This is a genomic window from Pseudomonas sp. B424 (assembly GCF_055408345.1).
This window is the reverse complement of record NZ_JBUZTL010000013.1, coordinates 36,763-53,956: the sequence shown is the minus strand read 5'-3', so window position 1 is coordinate 53,956 and position 17,194 is coordinate 36,763. Positions and strand designations below refer to the sequence as shown.

At 55.8% G+C, this 17,194-nt stretch carries 12 protein-coding genes; 7 read left to right on the top strand and 5 right to left on the bottom strand.

All coding sequences use genetic code 11. From position 1 onward, the window contains the following. The first annotated feature begins 68 nt into the window (after positions 1-68). The 7 genes from ACZRMS_RS16025 to fabI all read left to right on the top strand — a co-directional run bounded on the left by ACZRMS_RS16025 (position 69) and on the right by fabI (position 9,814). A complete protein-coding gene (locus ACZRMS_RS16025) occupies positions 69-1,469 on the top strand; it encodes a lytic transglycosylase domain-containing protein (protein WP_463996032.1) in 1,401 nt (466 codons plus the stop codon). A gap of 156 nt (positions 1,470-1,625) precedes the next feature. Then, positions 1,626-3,455: an extracellular solute-binding protein gene (locus tag ACZRMS_RS16020; protein WP_463996031.1), complete on the top strand. Its 1,830-nt coding sequence runs from the start codon at positions 1,626-1,628 to the stop codon at positions 3,453-3,455. Then, a complete protein-coding gene (locus ACZRMS_RS16015) occupies positions 3,452-5,293 on the top strand; it encodes an extracellular solute-binding protein (protein WP_463996030.1) in 1,842 nt (613 codons plus the stop codon). The genes ACZRMS_RS16020 and ACZRMS_RS16015 overlap by 4 nt, the downstream gene beginning before the upstream one ends. Beyond that, positions 5,294-6,367, top strand: coding sequence for a microcin C ABC transporter permease YejB (locus tag ACZRMS_RS16010; protein WP_463996029.1), 1,074 nt, complete (start codon positions 5,294-5,296; stop codon positions 6,365-6,367). It begins immediately after the preceding gene. Position 6,368: 1 nt separating this feature from the next. Further along, positions 6,369-7,388 (top strand): ABC transporter permease, encoded by a 1,020-nt coding sequence (locus ACZRMS_RS16005; RefSeq protein WP_463996028.1) that lies wholly within the window; start codon positions 6,369-6,371, stop codon positions 7,386-7,388. A gap of 1 nt (position 7,389) precedes the next feature. Continuing rightward, positions 7,390-9,000 (top strand): ABC transporter ATP-binding protein, encoded by a 1,611-nt coding sequence (locus ACZRMS_RS16000; protein WP_463996027.1) that lies wholly within the window; start codon positions 7,390-7,392, stop codon positions 8,998-9,000. A 19-nt stretch (positions 9,001-9,019) separates the two neighbouring features. Then, positions 9,020-9,814 carry an enoyl-ACP reductase FabI gene (fabI, locus tag ACZRMS_RS15995; RefSeq protein ID WP_048359630.1) on the top strand — a complete coding sequence of 265 codons (795 nt, stop codon included), beginning with the start codon at positions 9,020-9,022 and terminating at the stop codon, positions 9,812-9,814. Positions 9,815-10,011: 197 nt separating this feature from the next. Here the strand turns inward: fabI and ACZRMS_RS15990 are convergent, their stop codons facing one another. From ACZRMS_RS15990 to clpP, 5 genes are all read right to left on the bottom strand, one after another. After that, on the bottom strand, positions 10,012-11,883 hold the full coding sequence (locus ACZRMS_RS15990) for a SurA N-terminal domain-containing protein (protein ID WP_463996026.1): 1,872 nt from the start codon (positions 11,881-11,883) through the stop codon (positions 10,012-10,014). 229 nt (positions 11,884-12,112) lie between these two features. Next, positions 12,113-12,385, bottom strand: coding sequence for an HU family DNA-binding protein (locus tag ACZRMS_RS15985; protein WP_003183171.1), 273 nt, complete (start codon positions 12,383-12,385; stop codon positions 12,113-12,115). A gap of 148 nt (positions 12,386-12,533) precedes the next feature. Next, a complete protein-coding gene (lon, locus tag ACZRMS_RS15980) occupies positions 12,534-14,930 on the bottom strand; it encodes an endopeptidase La (protein ID WP_463996025.1) in 2,397 nt (798 codons plus the stop codon). Positions 14,931-15,093: 163 nt separating this feature from the next. Continuing rightward, entirely contained in the window at positions 15,094-16,377 is a 1,284-nt protein-coding gene (gene clpX, locus ACZRMS_RS15975) for an ATP-dependent Clp protease ATP-binding subunit ClpX (RefSeq protein WP_463996024.1), read from the bottom strand. Positions 16,378-16,483: 106 nt separating this feature from the next. Beyond that, on the bottom strand, positions 16,484-17,125 hold the full coding sequence (clpP, locus tag ACZRMS_RS15970; RefSeq protein WP_016782312.1) for an ATP-dependent Clp endopeptidase proteolytic subunit ClpP: 642 nt from the start codon (positions 17,123-17,125) through the stop codon (positions 16,484-16,486). Positions 17,126-17,194 lie beyond the last annotated feature (69 nt).

The window sequence follows — 17,194 nt, the reverse complement described above, 5'->3', positions numbered from 1 at the left end:
CAGTTGACCGCGCCCCACCTGCTTTCTAGAATCCCCCGACATTTTTGCCTGAACATACCCTCCAGACAATGTCGTCATTTAAAGGTTACTCCATCAACTCAGACGCATTGACGCGCTTGGTTAAAGCCATCGCGGTGGCTGTGTCCGCCACTCTCGCGGGCTGCCAATCCATGGATCATTCGGCACAAACCGCCGAAAGACCCAGCCTTAAAGTAGCCAAACGTACTCCGCAGCAACCTTTGTGGCTCAGCGAAAAGCCTAGCCCCGTCGCCCCGCAAGATGTGTGGGAACGGATGCGCCAGGGTTTCAAGCTACAAGACGGCCAGAACGTTAACCCCCGCATTGAACAACAGCGCTTGTGGTTTGCCAGCAACCCGTCGTTTCTCGAAAACGCGGGCGAGCGCGGCAGCCTTTACATCCACTACATCGTGGAGCGCCTCGAAGAGCGCAACATGCCGCTGGAACTGGCCCTGCTGCCAGCCATCGAAAGCGCCTACAACCCAATGGCGTATTCCCACGCCAATGCGGTCGGGCTCTGGCAGTTCATTCCCTCGACGGGCCGCTACTTCAATTTGCGTCAAACCCGGGCCTACGACGGACGTCGTGACATTACGGCCTCGACCCTGGCAGCCCTCAATTACCTGAACCGTCTGCACGACATGTTCAACGGTGACTGGCTGCTGGCCCTGGCCGCATACAACGCGGGCGAAGGCACTGTAAGCAGGGCCATCGAACGCAATGAAAAGCTCGGCCTGCCCACTGACTACTGGAACCTGCCGCTGCCGCAGGAAACCAAAGACTACGTTCCGAAACTCCTGGCCCTGTCCCAAGTGGTTCTGGCCCCTGAGGCCTACGGCATCAACCTGAACCCGATCGCCAACGAACCCTACTTCGAAATGGTCGAGATCAAGCAGTCCATGGACTTGTCTCGCGTGGCAGCGCTGGCCGAGATCGACGAAGACGAGATGTTCCAGTTGAACCCCGCCTACAAGCAGCGCGCCACCATTGATGGCCCGCAGCACTTGCTGGTACCCACCTCCAAAGCGCAACTGCTGACCGCCAGTCTGTCCAGCCTCAATCCGCAAGAGCTGGTTAGCCTGCGCCCTAAAAAGCCGGTATTTGACAACATCGCAAGCACTCAGCCCGCCCGCCTCAACCGCAAGTACCGGGTTAAAAGCGGCGACAACCTGACCCTGATCGCCAAGGCAAACAAGGTCGATGTCAAAGACCTGCAGCACTGGAACAAGCTCAGCGGCAACAACCTGAAGGCCGGTCAAATCCTGGTCATGCAGGACACGCGCAAGCCAACAGGCAAAAAGCCGACCCAGTACAAGGTCAAGAAAGGCGATTCGCTGTACATCGTGGCCAAGCGGTTCAACGTTGAGATGCAACATCTCAAGCGCTGGAACCCGAACAGCGCCAAAGCCCTTAAACCCGGGCAGATGCTGACCGTCTCCAGTCCACGTTAAACACAACACCGAGACGTTTGCGGGCAAGTTGAGTCCTACATCTAAGTAGGAAACAACTTGCCCGCAGTGCTTTCCAGAGTGGCCTTTTTCCTACAGATACAAGCTGTTACTGTACGGAAACCCTAAGCCCAATGCCTGGATCGGATCTCTGACTTGATGCGTCCCCTCCTTACGCTATTTATCAGCCTGGCCTTGAGCTCCCCTGCAGGCGCAACCCTGAGCGAAAGCCACGGTTATGCGCAGTTCGGTACACTCAAATACCCGGCCACGTTCACCCATTTTGACTGGGTCAACCCCGACGCGCCCAAAGGCGGGACCTTGAAGGTCATGGCGTTCGGCACCTTCGACACGCTCAACCCTTACACCTTCAAAGGCACCAGCCCGGTATCGACCCCCAACTTCCTGCAATACGGGGTCAATGAGCTCAACGAAACCCTGATGGCCGGCACTGGCCAGTACGCCCCCTCCGGCGACGAGCCCACCTCCAGCTATGGATTGATCGCGCAGTCGGTGGAGTACAACGAAGACCGTAGCTGGGTGGTCTTTTACCTGCGCCCCGAAGCCCGATTTCACGACGGGGCCCCGATTACTGCCTACGACGTAGCGTTCTCATACAACCTGCTGCTCAAAGAAGGCCATCCGCAATACAGGACCAACCTCCAGGAAGTTCAGCGGGTGGATATTCTGGGACCCAAGCGCATCCGCTTTGTGTTCAAGCGCGCGGGCAACCCCTTGCTGATTCTGCGCCTGGGCGAATTGCCCGTGCTGCCCCAGCACTACTGGGCAAAGCGCGACTTCAAGGCCACCACCTTTGAACCCCCACTGGGCAGCGGACCGTATCGCATCACCAGGGTCACCCCCGGTCGACAAGTGATCTTTGAGCATGTCAAAAACTGGTGGGGCGCCAACCTGCCGGTCAACCGTGGCAAATACAACTTTGACCGAGTGGAAGTGGAGTTCTACCGCGACAGCGATGTCGCATTCGAAGCGTTTAAAGCCGGCGAGTTCGACATCTATATCGAACACCAGGCCAAGAACTGGGCCAATGGCTATAACTTCCCCGCAGTACGCCGTGGCGACGTGATCAAAGCCGAAATCACCCACCGGATCCCGACTCAAACCCAAGGGCTGTTCATGAACAGCCGCCGCACGACCTTTGAGCAAACCAAAGTCCGCGAGGCTCTGGGTTTGATGTTCGACTTTGAATGGACCAATCGCGCCCTGTTCAACAGCGCCTACCAGCGCGCTGCAAGCTATTACCCCAACAGTGAGTTCTCGGCCACAGGCATTCCCCAGGGGCATGAGTGGCTGATGCTGTCGCCTTACCGCAACCAGCTGCCCCCCGAGATGTTCAGCCAGCCCTTCGCCCTGTCGAAAACCAAGGGCCAGGGCATTCCCCGGCAAACCCTGCGTCAGGCGCTGGGCCTTTTGGCTGAGGGCGGGTGGACGCTGTCGGGGCAACGACTGCTAAACAGCGAAGGCAAGCCGCTACGTTTCGAAATATTGCTGGTAAATCCGAACCTTGAGCGCATCCTGCAACCCTACGTGGAGAACCTGGCGAGCATCGGCATCGACGCCCGCCTGCGTACCGTAGACCGTGCCCAATACAAGCAGCGGCTGGATCAGTTCGATTTCGACATGATCCTGATGACCCTCGACCAGACCCTGAGCCCCGGTCTAGAGCAGTGGCAGTACTTCCACTCCAGCCAGGCCGGGGTCAAGGGCAGTAAAAACTATGCCGGCGTGTCCAACCCGATTGTCGACCACTTGCTGGAGCGATTGCTGGCAGCCCAGACCCGTGAAGAACAATTGTCCGCCGGACGAGCCCTTGACCGCGTGCTGCTATGGCAGCACTACATCATTCCTAACTGGTATCTGAATTATCACCGCCTGGCGTACCGCAACCGGTTCGCCTTTGTGACTACGCCGCCCTACACCCTGGGCCTTAGCGCGTGGTGGCTTAAGCCTACGGAGAAAAAACAATGATGCCTTTGCGTACGTTGCTCAAGCCCCTTGCCGGCTTGCTGTTGGCCGGTTTTGCCAGCGCGGTACTGGCCGCCCCTCAACATGCCTTGACCCTCTACGACGAACCGCCGAAATACCCGGCCAACTTCAAGCATGTCGACTACGTGAACCCGGACGCCCCCAAGGGCGGGACGTTTCGCAAATCCGCGCTGGGAAGCTTCGACAGCCTCAACCCCTTTATCAATAAAGGTGTGCCGGCCGACGATATTGATCTGACCTTCGACACCCTGGCCCGGCAGACCCTCGATGAGCCCTTTACTTCCTACGGCCTGATTGCCGAAAAAATCGAAAAGGCCCCCGATAACAGCTGGGTGCGTTTTTACCTGCGCCCCCAGGCAAAGTTCAGTGACGGTCATCCGATTCGCGCCGAAGACGTCGTATTCAGCTTCGATACCCTTATGAAGAACGGCTCACCGCTCTACAAGGGTTATTACAGCGACGTGGACCAGGCCATCGCGGAAAACCCGTTGCAGGTGAAATTCACCTTCAAGCACAACAAGAATCGCGAATTGCCGATGATTCTTGGCCAGCTCCCGGTCCTGCCCAAGCATTGGTGGGAAACACGGGAATTTGGCAAAGGCAACCTGGAAGTCCCGCCAGGCAGCGGCCCCTACACCATCACCGAGATCAAACCCGGGCGCTCAATTCGTTACGAGCGCAACAAGGACTACTGGGGCAAGGACCTGCCGATCAACAAGGGGCTGTACAACTTCGACGCGATTACCGTCGATTACTTTCGTGACAACAGCGTCGCGTTCGAAGCGCTCAAGGCCGGGCAGTTTGATTACTGGCTGGAGATCAGCGCCAAAAACTGGGCCGGCGCCTACAACGCCCCGGCATTCACCCAGGGCCGCTTGATAAAAGAAGAAATCCGTAACCACAACCCGACGGGCATGCAGGGTTTCGTCTTCAATCTGCGCAAACCCATGTTCCAGGATGTGCGCGTGCGCGAGGCGCTAAGCCTGCTGTTCGACTTTGAATGGGCCAACAAGCAGCTGTTCAGCGGCGCCTACGCACGTACCGGCAGCTACTTCGAAAACTCGGAGATGGCTGCCAAAGCGCCGCCGACCGAAGAGGAACGGGCTATTTTGGAACCCTTGCGCGGCCAGATCCCCGATCAGGTATTCACAGAAGTCTTCAAACCGAATGTCACCGACGCCAGCGGCATGATTCGCGACCAACAGCGCCGCGCCTATCAATTGCTGCAAGACGCCGGCTGGCGCATCGTCGACGACAAGATGGTCGACGCACAGGGCAAACCGGTGAAAATCGAGTTTTTGCTGGCGCAAACCGACTTTGAGCGAATCCTGCTGCCCTACAAACGCAACCTCAGCGACCTGGGCATCGACTTGCAGATTCGTCGTGTCGACACCTCCCAGTACCTGAACCGTCTGCGCTCACGGGATTACGACATGATCGTCGGCAGCTTCCCGCAATCGAGTTCACCCGGCAGTGAACAGCGCGAATACTGGGAGTCGCAAAGCATCGACAAACCCGGCAGCCGCAACTTTATCGGCCTCAAGGACCCGGCTATCGACCAGCTGACTGAAGGCCTGATCAACGCCGAGTCACGGCAAAGCCTGATCAACCATGCCAGGGCGCTGGACCGTGTGTTGCAGTGGGGCTTCTATGTGATTCCAAACTGGCATATCAAAACCTGGCGCGTGGCCTACTCGAGTCATATCGGCCATCCCGAAGTCACCCCGAAATACGACATCGGTACCTCTACATGGTGGGCAAAACCCGACACCAAGCCTGCAACTCCCACTAAACCCGCAAGCGCGAGCCTGGAGCCTTAAATGCTGGCTTATATATTCAGGCGACTGCTGCTGATTATTCCGACGTTATTCGGGATTTTGCTGATCAACTTCATCATCATCCAGGCCGCCCCTGGCGGCCCGGTCGAACAGATGATTGCCAAGCTCGAAGGCTTTGATGGCGCCACCAGCCGTATTGCCGGCGGGGGTTCCGAGGTCTCGGTGGCAGGTTCCAACTATCGCGGCGCACAGGGGCTGGACCCGGAGCTGATCAAGGAAATCGAAAAGATGTACGGCTTCGACAAATCGGCGCCGGAACGCTTGTGGATCATGATCAAGAACTACGCCCGACTGGATTTCGGCGAGAGTTTCTTTCGTGATGCCAAAGTCATAGACCTGATCAAGGAGAAGATGCCGGTCTCCATCTCTCTGGGATTGTGGAGCACCCTGATCATGTACCTGGTGTCGATCCCGCTGGGGATCGCCAAGGCTACGCGACACGGCAGCCAGTTTGACGTCTGGACCAGTTCATTGATCATCGTGGGCTATGCGATTCCGGCCTTCCTGTTTGCCATCCTGCTGATCGTGCTGTTTGCCGGGGGCAGCTATTTTGACTGGTTCCCGTTACGCGGCCTGACCTCCAACAACTTCGATGAACTGAGTGTGGGCGGCAAGATCCTCGATTATTTCTGGCATCTGGCGTTACCGGTCACCGCGCTGGTGATCGGCAACTTCGCGACCATGACCTTGCTGACCAAAAACAGCTTTCTGGACGAGATCAACAAACAGTATGTGGTGACCGCCAAAGCCAAAGGGCTGACCAACCACCGCGTGCTGTACGGCCATGTATTTCGCAATGCGATGCTGCTGGTGATTGCCGGGTTTCCATCGGCCTTTATCGGGATTTTCTTCACCGGCTCATTGCTGGTTGAAGTGATCTTCTCCCTGGACGGTCTGGGCCTGATGAGCTTCGAGGCCGCGATCAACCGCGATTATCCCGTGGTGTTCGGCACCCTGTTCATTTTTACGCTGGTCGGGCTGGTAGTAAAACTGATCGGCGACCTCTCATACACCCTGGTTGATCCGCGTATCGACTTTGAAAGCCGGGAGCATTGAGATGAAATTATCGCCTCTCAATCGACGACGCTTTGAACGTTTCAAAGCCAACAAGCGTGGCTGGTGGTCACTGTGGATTTTCCTGGTGCTGTTCGGGCTAAGCCTGAACGCCGAATTGATCGCCAACGACAAACCGCTGGTGATCAATTACGACGGCCAATGGTTTTTCCCGGCACTCAAACGCTACCCGGAGACCGACTTTGGCGGTGAATTCCCGCTCGAAGCCAACTACAAGAGCCCGTACATCCGCGAACTACTGGCCAAGAAAGATGCCTGGGTCGTGTGGCCGCCCATCCCTTACAGCTATCAGAGCATCAACTACGACCTGAAAGTCCCCGCACCCGCACCGCCTTCCGCCGAGAACTGGCTGGGCACGGACGACCAGGGGCGCGATGTGCTTGCGCGGGTGATTTATGGTTTTCGGATATCGGTGCTGTTTGCGCTGACGCTGACCATATTGAGTTCAATCATTGGCGTTATCGCCGGAGCACTTCAGGGCTTTTATGGCGGCTGGGTCGACCTTGCCGGTCAGCGATTTCTGGAAATTTGGTCCGGTTTGCCGGTGCTCTATCTGCTGATCATTCTTGCCAGCTTCGTGCAGCCCAATTTCTGGTGGTTGCTGGGGATCATGCTGCTGTTCTCGTGGATGAGCCTGGTAGATGTGGTGCGCGCAGAGTTCCTGCGCGGGCGAAACCTGGAATATGTCCGTGCTGCCCGCGCCCTGGGCATGCAGGACATGGCCATCATGTATCGCCATATCTTGCCCAACGCGATGGTTTCCACGATGACCTTTATGCCATTTATCCTGACTGGCGCCATTGGCACCCTCACCGCGCTGGATTTTTTGGGCTTCGGCCTGCCACCGGGCGCGCCATCACTGGGTGAACTGGTCGCCCAGGGCAAGTCCAACCTGCAAGCCCCGTGGCTGGGCATCAGTGCATTCGCGGTGCTGGCAATCATGCTCAGCCTGCTGGTGTTTATCGGTGAGTCCGCTCGCGATGCCTTCGACCCGAGGAAATGAGATGACGAAGGACAATCTGATCGAAGTGCGCGATCTCTCCGTCGAGTTCGTCGCCGGTGAACAGCCGCAGCGTGTGGTGCAAGGCATCAGTTTTGATATCCGGCGCGGTGAAACCCTGGCACTGGTCGGCGAAAGCGGCTCGGGAAAGTCGGTCACTGCACACTCGATCCTGCGGCTGCTGCCCTACCCGATCGCACGCCACCCAAGCGGCAGCATCGAGTATTCCGGGCAAGACTTGCTGAGCCTGGACGAGAAAAAACTGCGGCATATACGTGGCAACCGCATTGCGATGATTTTTCAGGAGCCCATGACCTCGCTGAACCCGCTGCATAACATTGAAAAACAAATCAATGAGGTGCTGGGCATTCACAAAGGGATCACAGGCAAGGCCGCCACACAGCGCACACTGGAGCTTCTTGAGCTGGTAGGCATCACCGAGCCTCACAAGCGCCTGAAGGCGCTGCCACACGAGCTCTCAGGCGGCCAGAGACAGCGCGTCATGATCGCCATGGCCCTGGCGAACGAACCTGAGCTGCTGATCGCCGACGAACCCACCACCGCCCTGGACGTCACGGTGCAGTTGAAGATTCTTGACCTGCTCAAGGATCTGCAAGCCCGCCTGGGCATGTCGCTGTTACTGATCAGTCACGATTTGAACCTGGTTCGAAGAATTGCTCACCGAGTATGTGTCATGCAACGCGGTTGCATCGTCGAACAAGCATCGTGCGAGCAGCTGTTCCGTTCGCCGCAGCATCCATACACCCGGGAACTGCTCCGTGCAGAGCCCAGCGGAGGCCCGGCCAGCACCGTCGCCGGAGCGCCATTGCTGGAAGTCGAGGACCTGAAAGTCTGGTTCCCGATCAAAAAGGGGCTGTTGCGCAAGACCGTCGACTACGTGAAAGCGGTCGACGGAATCAACTTCAGCCTGCCACAGGGACAAACCCTGGGAATTGTGGGAGAAAGCGGATCGGGCAAGTCGACACTGGGCCTGGCAATTTTGCGTCTGATTGCCAGCCGGGGTTTAATCCGTTTTGAAGACAAACGACTAGACTGTCTGTCGCAGCAAGAAGTCAGGCCGCTGCGACGGCAAATGCAGGTGGTGTTCCAGGACCCGTATGGCAGTCTCAGCCCACGCATGAGCGTCAGCGAGATTGTCGGTGAAGGTTTGCGCATTCACCGTATGGGCACCGCCGCAGAGCAGGAAATCGCAATTATTGAAGCTTTGCGAGAAGTAGGTCTGGATCCGGAAACCCGGCACCGTTACCCTCACGAGTTTTCAGGCGGACAACGGCAAAGAATCGCCATTGCCCGGGCACTTGTTTTAAAACCGGCGCTGATTCTGCTGGACGAGCCAACGTCAGCGTTGGACCGGACTGTACAACGCCAGGTAGTTGAGCTGCTGCGCTCACTGCAAGCCAAGTACAACCTGACGTATTTGTTTATCAGCCATGACCTGGCTGTCGTCAAAGCGCTTAGCCACCAGCTGATGGTGGTCAAGCATGGCCAAGTGGTCGAACAGGGTGATGCGCAAAGTATCTTTGCCTCACCGCAACATCCATATACACAGCAGCTGCTGGAAGCCGCCTTTTTGGCACCAGTGGCTGTCGATTAATCTGATAGAGGAACAACACATGGGTTTTCTCGCCGGTAAGCGCGTCCTGATCGTCGGTGTCGCTAGCAAATTGTCCATCGCTTCTGGCATTGCTGCCGCCATGCACCGTGAAGGCGCTGAACTTGCTTTCACTTATCAGAACGAAAAGCTTAAAGGCCGCGTTGAAGAGTTCGCTGCAGGTTGGGGCTCCAGCCCTGAACTGTGCTTCCCTTGCGACGTTGCCAGCGATGAAGAAATCGCCAAGGTCTTCGAAGACCTGAGCAAGAAGTGGGACGGTCTGGACTGCATCGTTCATTCCGTAGGTTTCGCTCCTGGCGACCAACTGGATGGCGACTTCACCGACGCTACCACCCGCGAAGGCTTCCGCATTGCTCACGACATCAGCGCCTACAGCTTTGTGGCCCTGGCCAAAGCCGGTCGCCCGATGATGAAAGGCCGCAATGGCAGCCTGCTGACCCTGTCTTACCTGGGCGCCGAGCGCACCATGCCTAACTACAACGTGATGGGTATGGCCAAGGCCAGCCTGGAAGCGGGCGTACGTTACCTGGCAGGTAGCCTGGGCCCGGAAGGCACACGCGTTAACTGCGTATCCGCCGGCCCGATCCGTACCCTGGCAGCGTCGGGTATCAAGAACTTCCGTAAAATGCTGGCGGCCAATGAAGCGCAGACTCCACTGCGTCGTAACGTCACCATCGACGAAGTCGGCAATGCCGGCGCCTTCCTGTGCTCCGACCTGGCGTCGGGCATCAGCGGCGAAATCATGTACGTAGACGGCGGCTTCAACACCACCGCAATGGGCAGCCTCGAAGAGTAAACACTTCGCTTCAAGCGCTACTCAAAACGCCCGGTGCATTGATTGCATCGGGCGTTTTGCGTTTAAGGATTGACTGCACATGAGTCGGGTTGCCGCGATTCAGGTGGGTCGCGGCGACGCCATCGCCGACAGCAAAGCCCGCCCATAAAAAATGGCCGCTCAATGAGCGGCCATTTTTAGTGAAGCGGCAAGAACGCTTAGTAGCGCTCCACCTTGGCTTCGCTTTCCAACTGCTTGCGGTAGGCCGTGAAGTCTTGCTGGCCAACACGCGAAGCCAGGAAGCGACGGTACGACGCCTTCTCTTCCTCAGTCGGCTTGGCACCATCGTTGACACCGTTAAGGCGCAACACAACCACAGTACCATCGGCCAAGGTCACGCTACCGAAGGTAGGCTTGTCCTTGGACGCAGGCTTGGGCATACGGAACACCGCTTGCAGCACCGCAGGATCAATACCTTCCTGGGTACGGGCGACCGCTTCCTGAACCTTCCAGGACTGACCATCAACTGGCTGGTTCAACGGCAGTTTGCCATCGCGCAGTTCCTTGATGATATCTTCAGCCTTGGTTTTAGCCGCAGCGCTGGCGTGCTCTTTAACCAATTGCGCACGAATGCTCGCGGCAACAGCTTGCAGAGGCAACTGCTCAGGCTTGAGGTGCTCCTTGACGCGCAACACAACTACGGTCTCAGGATCGAGCTCGATTGCCGTGCTGTTCGCACCCTCATCCATTACTTCAGTGCTGAATGCCGCCTGGATCACAGCGCGATTGGCCGCAATACCCTCACCACCCTCACGTCCAAATGGCGCGGAGGTGTGCACAGTCAGCTTCAAGTCTTGAGCAGGCTGCACCAGATCGGACGCTTCAAACGCAGAGTCTTCCAATTCCTTGGTCGCATCCACAAAGCGGCGCTCAACCTGTTGGGTTTTCAGGTCATGGGTCAGCTTGTCTTTCAGGCTGGCAAAGCTCGGAACTTCAGGTGCTTCAACGCCCAACAGCTTGATCAGGTGATAACCAAAGCTGGTGCGCACCGGCTCCGAAACCTGATCCTGTTTCAACGCATAAACAGCCGTTTCGAATACAGGGTCGTAAACGCCCGGGCCTGCAAAGCCCAGATCACCACCATTGGCAGCCGAGCCCGGATCCTGCGAGAACTCCTTGGCCAGAGCCTCGAAGCTTTCACCCTTGGCCAGACGCTGCTGGATCTCGGCGACCTTGGCCTTGGCCTGCTCGTCGCTAACCTTGTCGTTGACCTCAATCAGGATATGCGCCGCCCGGCGCTGTTCAGCCAGATTAGCGATTTCTTTCTGATACAACGCTTGCAGTTCATCGTCCTTCACGGCTACCTGGTCAAAGAAAGAAGATTTCTTCAACTCGATGTAGTCGATCACGACCTGATCAGGCGTCATGAATTCTTTGGCATGCTCGTCGTAATAAGCCTTGATTTCGTCGTCGCTCAGTTTCACCGCAGCCGGATCGGCCTTGATGTTCAGAGAAGCGAAATCACGGGTTTGTTTTTCAAGACGGGCAAAAGCGTTCACTTGCTCATCGGTCACGAAACCACTGCCTGCCAAACCGGCACGCAACTGACCAATCAGCATTTCCTGGCCCAGCATGTCGCGGAACTGCAGACGGCCGTAACCCAGCTGACGAATTACCTGATCGAAACGCTCAGGGCTGAATTTGCCATCTTCCTGAAACTCGGGAGTCTGCAGAATGACTTGATCCAGGGCAGCTTCAGAGAACGAAAACTTCGCGTCTTTGGCGCCTTGCAGCAACAGCTTGCGATCGATCAACCCTTTGAGGGCCGCTTCACGCAGCATTTTTTCATCCAGCAAGGAAGCGTCGAAATCCTTGCCCAGTTGCTGCAGCAGCTGGCGACGTTGCATGTCGACTGCCTGACTCAGTTCAACTTGAGTGATTTCTTCACCATTGACCTTGGCGGCATCCTGGCTGGTAGAGGTGGCTTGAAAAATAGCATCGAAACCCGTCAACGCCATTAACGCGACGATGACACCGATGATGGTCTTGGCAATCCAGCCTTGTGAATTGTCCCTGATATTTTGCAGCATGCTTCCCCCAGAAACGGTCTTGCATAATGAGCAACCGTGGAGCGTGGGTAGAGTCCGGATAGAAGAAAGGCGCATCCGAGGATGCGCCTTCTCGTAACTGGCGGAGCGGACCGGGCTCGAACCCGCGACCCCCGGCGTGACACGACGATGTAACCATCGCCAGCACTACCGCTCCGCTGCCAAGCCTGGCGTGCGCCTGACCCGGTTGGGTAAAAAGTGTTGCAGAAACTTAGTTAACCGCTTCTTTCAGTGCTTTACCGGCCTTGAAGCCTGGTTTTTTAGCAGCAGGAATTTCCAGCGTTTTACCGGTCTGTGGGTTACGACCAGTGCGAGCAGGACGATCGGTTACAGAGAAAGTACCAAAACCAACCAGTACCACAGAGTCGCCAGCCTTAAGAGCGCCAGTGACGGATTCGATTACTGCGTCCAGCGCACGGCCAGCTGCAGCTTTCGGGATATCAGCAGATGCAGCGATAGCATCAATCAGTTCCGACTTGTTCACTCTAAGTCCCCTTATATCTATCTGAGTATGTTTCTAAAGTTTTTTGGTAAAAGCAAAACGACTGCTGAAGCACTTACGGACACTTATAGAGCCGCTTTATAACAAGGGCTCTAAAAAGCGTCAAGAAAGCCCATCAGGCGAATCCGTATTAATGCGTGCTAATTCTTTCCTTAGAGTCAGACTCTCGCTTGTCGTCCTTCGCAACAATCTCGGGAGCCACATCCGGCAAGGGCTCCGGCGCGTATTGCAGCGCAATTTGCAGGACCTCGTCAATCCATTTAACCGGTTTAATCTGAAGATCCTGTTTGATGTTGTCAGGAATTTCCTTCAGATCGCGAACATTCTCTTCAGGAATAATTACAGTTTTGATCCCACCTCGGTGAGCCGCCAGTAGTTTTTCCTTCAGACCACCAATCGCCAATACTTGGCCACGCAAGGTAATTTCGCCGGTCATTGCAACATCTGCACGCACTGGAATCAACGTCAAGGCGGAAACCAGAGCAGTACACATCCCTACACCCGCACTAGGACCATCTTTGGGCGTCGCCCCTTCTGGCATATGGATGTGAACATCACGTTTTTCGTGGAAATCCAAAGGGATACCCAGGCTCTTGGCGCGGCTGCGAACGACCGTCAGAGCAGCAGTTATCGACTCGACCATCACATCACCCAGCGAACCGGTCTTGATCAACTGGCCCTTGCCAGGAACAACTGCCGCTTCAATGGTCAGCAGCTCACCACCGACCTGAGTCCAGGCCAAACCTGTCACCTGCCCGATCTGGTCCTGCACTTCAGCCAAACCGTAGCTGAATTTTCTTACACCGAGGAAGTGTTCAAGCAGCTCTGGCGTCACGGTAACTGCAAAGCGTTTTTCCATCGCATGCTCTTTGACGGCCTTGCGGCAAATCTTAGCAATTTGACGCTCAAGGCCCCGCACACCGGCTTCACGCGTGTAGTAACGAATGATGTCGCGGATTGCTTCGTTATCAAACGCCAGCTCGCCCTTCTTCAAGCCATTTGCTTCAATCTGTTTCGGGGCCAGGTATTTGACAGCGATATTGATTTTTTCGTCTTCGGTGTAGCCCGGCAGACGAATGACTTCCATCCGGTCCAGCAAGGCTGGCGGGATATTCATCGAGTTGGAGGTACACAGGAACATTACGTCGGACAGATCGTAATCAACCTCGAGGTAATGGTCGTTAAAATTGTGGTTTTGCTCAGGATCAAGCACTTCAAGCAATGCCGAAGCAGGATCGCCGCGCATATCGCTGCCCATCTTGTCGATCTCATCGAGCAAGAACAGCGGGTTACGCACCCCAACCTTGGTCATCTTTTGAATCAATCTACCTGGCATCGAACCGATATAAGTACGGCGATGGCCACGAATTTCCGCTTCGTCACGTACGCCACCCAAAGCCATACGCACAAACTTACGGTTTGTCGCGTGAGCAATGGACTCTGCAAGCGAAGTTTTACCCACACCCGGCGGGCCGACCAGACACAGCACCGGACCACGAATTTTCTTCACGCGTTTTTGCACTGCGAGATATTCGAGAATCCGCTCTTTGACTTCATCCAGGCCATAGTGATCTGCGTCCAGGATGTCCTCTGCACGCTTGAGGTCCAGACGCACCTTGCTCTGAGCCTTCCACGGCACCTGAACCAGCCAGTCGATGTAAGAGCGCACGACAGTGGCTTCTGCGGACATTGGCGACATTTGCTTGAGCTTGTTCAGCTCGGCCTGGGCCTTGGCCATTGCATCTTTAGGCAAGCCTGCAGCGTCGATGCGCTTTTTCAGCTCTTCGATTTCATTGTGACCTTCGTCACCGTCACCCAGTTCTTTCTGAATGGCCTTCATCTGCTCATTCAGATAGTACTCGCGCTGGCTGCGCTCCATCTGCTTTTTGACACGGCCGCGAATACGCTTTTCAACTTGCAGCAGATCAATTTCGGCATCCAGCAGCGCCAGGACGTGTTCGACCCGGGACTGCAAATCGATGATTTCGAGAATTTCCTGCTTCTGCTCGATCTTGAGTGCCATATGGGCAGCCATGGTATCGACCAGACGGCTTGGCTCATCAATGCTGTTAAGCGATGACAGAACCTCAGCCGGGACTTTTTTGCCCAGCTGCACATATTGCTCGAACTGCGAAAGCAGGCTGCGAACAAAGACCTCGGATTCGCGATCCGGGGCAGCCACTTCATCAATCAGGGAGACTTCAGCACTCAGATAGCCATCTGCCTGACCAAAATGCTCAACTGCACCGCGCTGTTCACCTTCGACCAGCACCTTGACAGTGCCATCCGGGAGCTTGAGCAGCTGCAGGACAGTAGCAATGGTACCTACACGATAGAGTGCGTCTTCACTCGGATCATCGTCTGCAGGATTTTTTTGAGCCAACAGCAGAATCTGCTTGTCGCCCGTCATCGCAGCCTCAAGGGCCTCGATCGATTTCTCGCGTCCCACGAACAGTGGGATCACCATGTGCGGATAAACCACAACATCACGCAATGGCAGGAGAGGCAATTCGATGGTTGTCTTCATGATTTCGCCTCTACGGCGGCCATAAGGCCGTAATCAGATGGAAGTAAGCTTGAAGCCAAGATGGGGGCTGCCTTGAAAAAAAACAAGCATTGAACGACAGGAAAAGCAAAGGGGCCCGAAGGCCCCTTCTTTAACACGTCAAGTGCAGTGCCCAGCACTACATTTACGCGTCAGGTGCTACCTTGGCAGTCGCTTCGTTGTTTTCATAAATCAACAACGGCTTGGACTTCCCTTCTATAACGCTTTCGTCGATCACCACTTTACTCACCTCGGACTGCGAGGGGATTTCATACATGGTGTCGAGTAGCACGCCTTCAAGAATCGAACGCAAGCCACGGGCGCCAGTCTTGCGCTCAAGCGCACGCTTGGCGATGGCTTTCAAAGCATCAGCACGGAACTCGAGATCAACACCTTCCATCTCGAACAACTTGCCATACTGCTTGGTCAACGCGTTCTTTGGCTCGGTCAGAATCTGCATCAATGCAGCTTCGTCCAGCTCATCCAGCGTTGCCAGAACAGGCAAACGGCCCACGAACTCCGGGATCAGGCCAAACTTGACCAAATCATCAGGCTCGACTTCACGCAGGGATTCGCCAACCTTCTTGCCCTCTTCCTTGCTGCGTACTTCGGCACTGAAGCCGATGCCGCCACGCGTCGAGCGAGCCTGTACAACCTTCTCCAGACCCGAGAACGCACCACCACAGATAAACAGAATATTGCGAGTATCAACTTGCAGGAATTCTTGCTGCGGGTGCTTGCGACCACCTTGAGGCGGTACGGAAGCCACGGTGCCTTCAATCAGCTTGAGCAGGGCCTGTTGCACGCCTTCACCGGAAACATCACGGGTAATCGAAGGGTTGTCAGACTTGCGCGAAATCTTGTCGATTTCATCGATGTAAACAATACCCATCTGGGCTTTTTCTACATCGTAATCGCATTTCTGCAGCAGCTTCTGAATGATATTTTCAACATCTTCGCCCACGTAACCGGCTTCGGTCAGCGTGGTAGCGTCAGCGATGGTGAACGGCACATTCAGCAGACGAGCCAAGGTTTCTGCCAGCAGGGTTTTACCCGAGCCGGTCGGGCCGATCAGCAGGATGTTGCTTTTGCCGAGTTCGACGTCGTCGTTCTTTTTGTCACGCTGGTTCAGGCGCTTGTAGTGGTTGTACACCGCTACAGCCAAAACCTTTTTAGCACGTTCCTGACCAATGACGTATTGATCAAGGATGCCGCTGATTTCTTTTGGCGAAGGTAATTTATGCGCGCTGCTTTCGGCCTGAGCTTCCTGCACCTCCTCACGGATGATGTCATTGCACAGGTCAACGCATTCGTCGCAGATAAAGACCGAGGGGCCGGCAATCAATTTGCGCACTTCATGCTGGCTTTTGCCACAGAAGGAGCAATAGAGCAATTTGCCGTTGTCCTCGCCGTTGCGGGTGTCAGTCATTCGATCGATCCAAATCCGATAGGCTTGCAACACAAGATGAAGGCAACTGCGGGCTTTTTCAAGCCCGCAGGTGGTCGGTTAGCCCAACCACCCCCATTTGAGCTGCTTAAGCGGGCATTTGACGCTTGCTGAACACAGAGTCGATCAAACCATATTCGGTTGCACGCTCGGCGCTCATGAAGTTGTCACGCTCGGTATCGCGCTCGATGGTTTCGAGAGTCTGGCCAGTATGGTGAGCCAGCAGCGAGTTCAAACGATGACGAATGTTGAGGATTTCCTTGGCATGAATGTCGATATCCGACGCCTGCCCCTGGAAACCACCCAGTGGCTGGTGAATCATCATGCGCGAGTTCGGCAGGCAGTGACGCTTGCCCGGTGCGCCACCGGCCAACAGGAAGGCGCCCATGCTGCAGGCCTGGCCGATGCAGATGGTCGACACGTCTGGCTTGATGAATTGCATGGTGTCGTAGATCGACATGCCTGCAGTCACCGAACCACCCGGGGAGTTGATGTACAGGTGGATGTCCTTGTCCGGGTTCTCGGCTTCAAGGAACAGCAACTGTGCCGCCACCAGGTTGGCCATGTAATCTTCTACAGGGCCTACCAGGAAGATGATTCGCTCCTTAAGGAGGCGCGAGTAGATGTCGTAAGCGCGCTCGCCACGGGCGGACTGCTCGACAACCATCGGGACCAGGCCGCCAGCGGCGTGGATATCAGAGTTCTGCTGAATATAAGAATTGCGGGACATGTCCGGCAGTCACTCCCAAATAGTCTTGTCTGGATACGCATAAGCCAGCTCGAGGCTGGCTTATGGTTG

Bases quoted from the DNA above. Each gene is read 5' to 3' on its own strand.
- ACZRMS_RS16025 (WP_463996032.1), top strand. From the start codon at position 69: ATGTCGTCATTTAAAGGTTACTCCATCAACTCAGACGCATTGACGCGC.
- ACZRMS_RS16020 (WP_463996031.1), top strand. From the start codon at position 1,626: ATGCGTCCCCTCCTTACGCTATTTATCAGCCTGGCCTTGAGCTCCCCT.
- ACZRMS_RS16015 (WP_463996030.1), top strand. From the start codon at position 3,452: ATGATGCCTTTGCGTACGTTGCTCAAGCCCCTTGCCGGCTTGCTGTTG.
- ACZRMS_RS16010 (WP_463996029.1), top strand. From the start codon at position 5,294: ATGCTGGCTTATATATTCAGGCGACTGCTGCTGATTATTCCGACGTTA.
- ACZRMS_RS16005 (WP_463996028.1), top strand. From the start codon at position 6,369: ATGAAATTATCGCCTCTCAATCGACGACGCTTTGAACGTTTCAAAGCC.
- ACZRMS_RS16000 (WP_463996027.1), top strand. From the start codon at position 7,390: ATGACGAAGGACAATCTGATCGAAGTGCGCGATCTCTCCGTCGAGTTC.
- fabI (WP_048359630.1), top strand. From the start codon at position 9,020: ATGGGTTTTCTCGCCGGTAAGCGCGTCCTGATCGTCGGTGTCGCTAGC.
- ACZRMS_RS15990 (WP_463996026.1), bottom strand. From the start codon at position 11,883: ATGCTGCAAAATATCAGGGACAATTCACAAGGCTGGATTGCCAAGACC.
- lon (WP_463996025.1), bottom strand. From the start codon at position 14,930: ATGAAGACAACCATCGAATTGCCTCTCCTGCCATTGCGTGATGTTGTG.
- clpX (WP_463996024.1), bottom strand. From the start codon at position 16,377: ATGACTGACACCCGCAACGGCGAGGACAACGGCAAATTGCTCTATTGC.
- clpP (WP_016782312.1), bottom strand. From the start codon at position 17,125: ATGTCCCGCAATTCTTATATTCAGCAGAACTCTGATATCCACGCCGCT.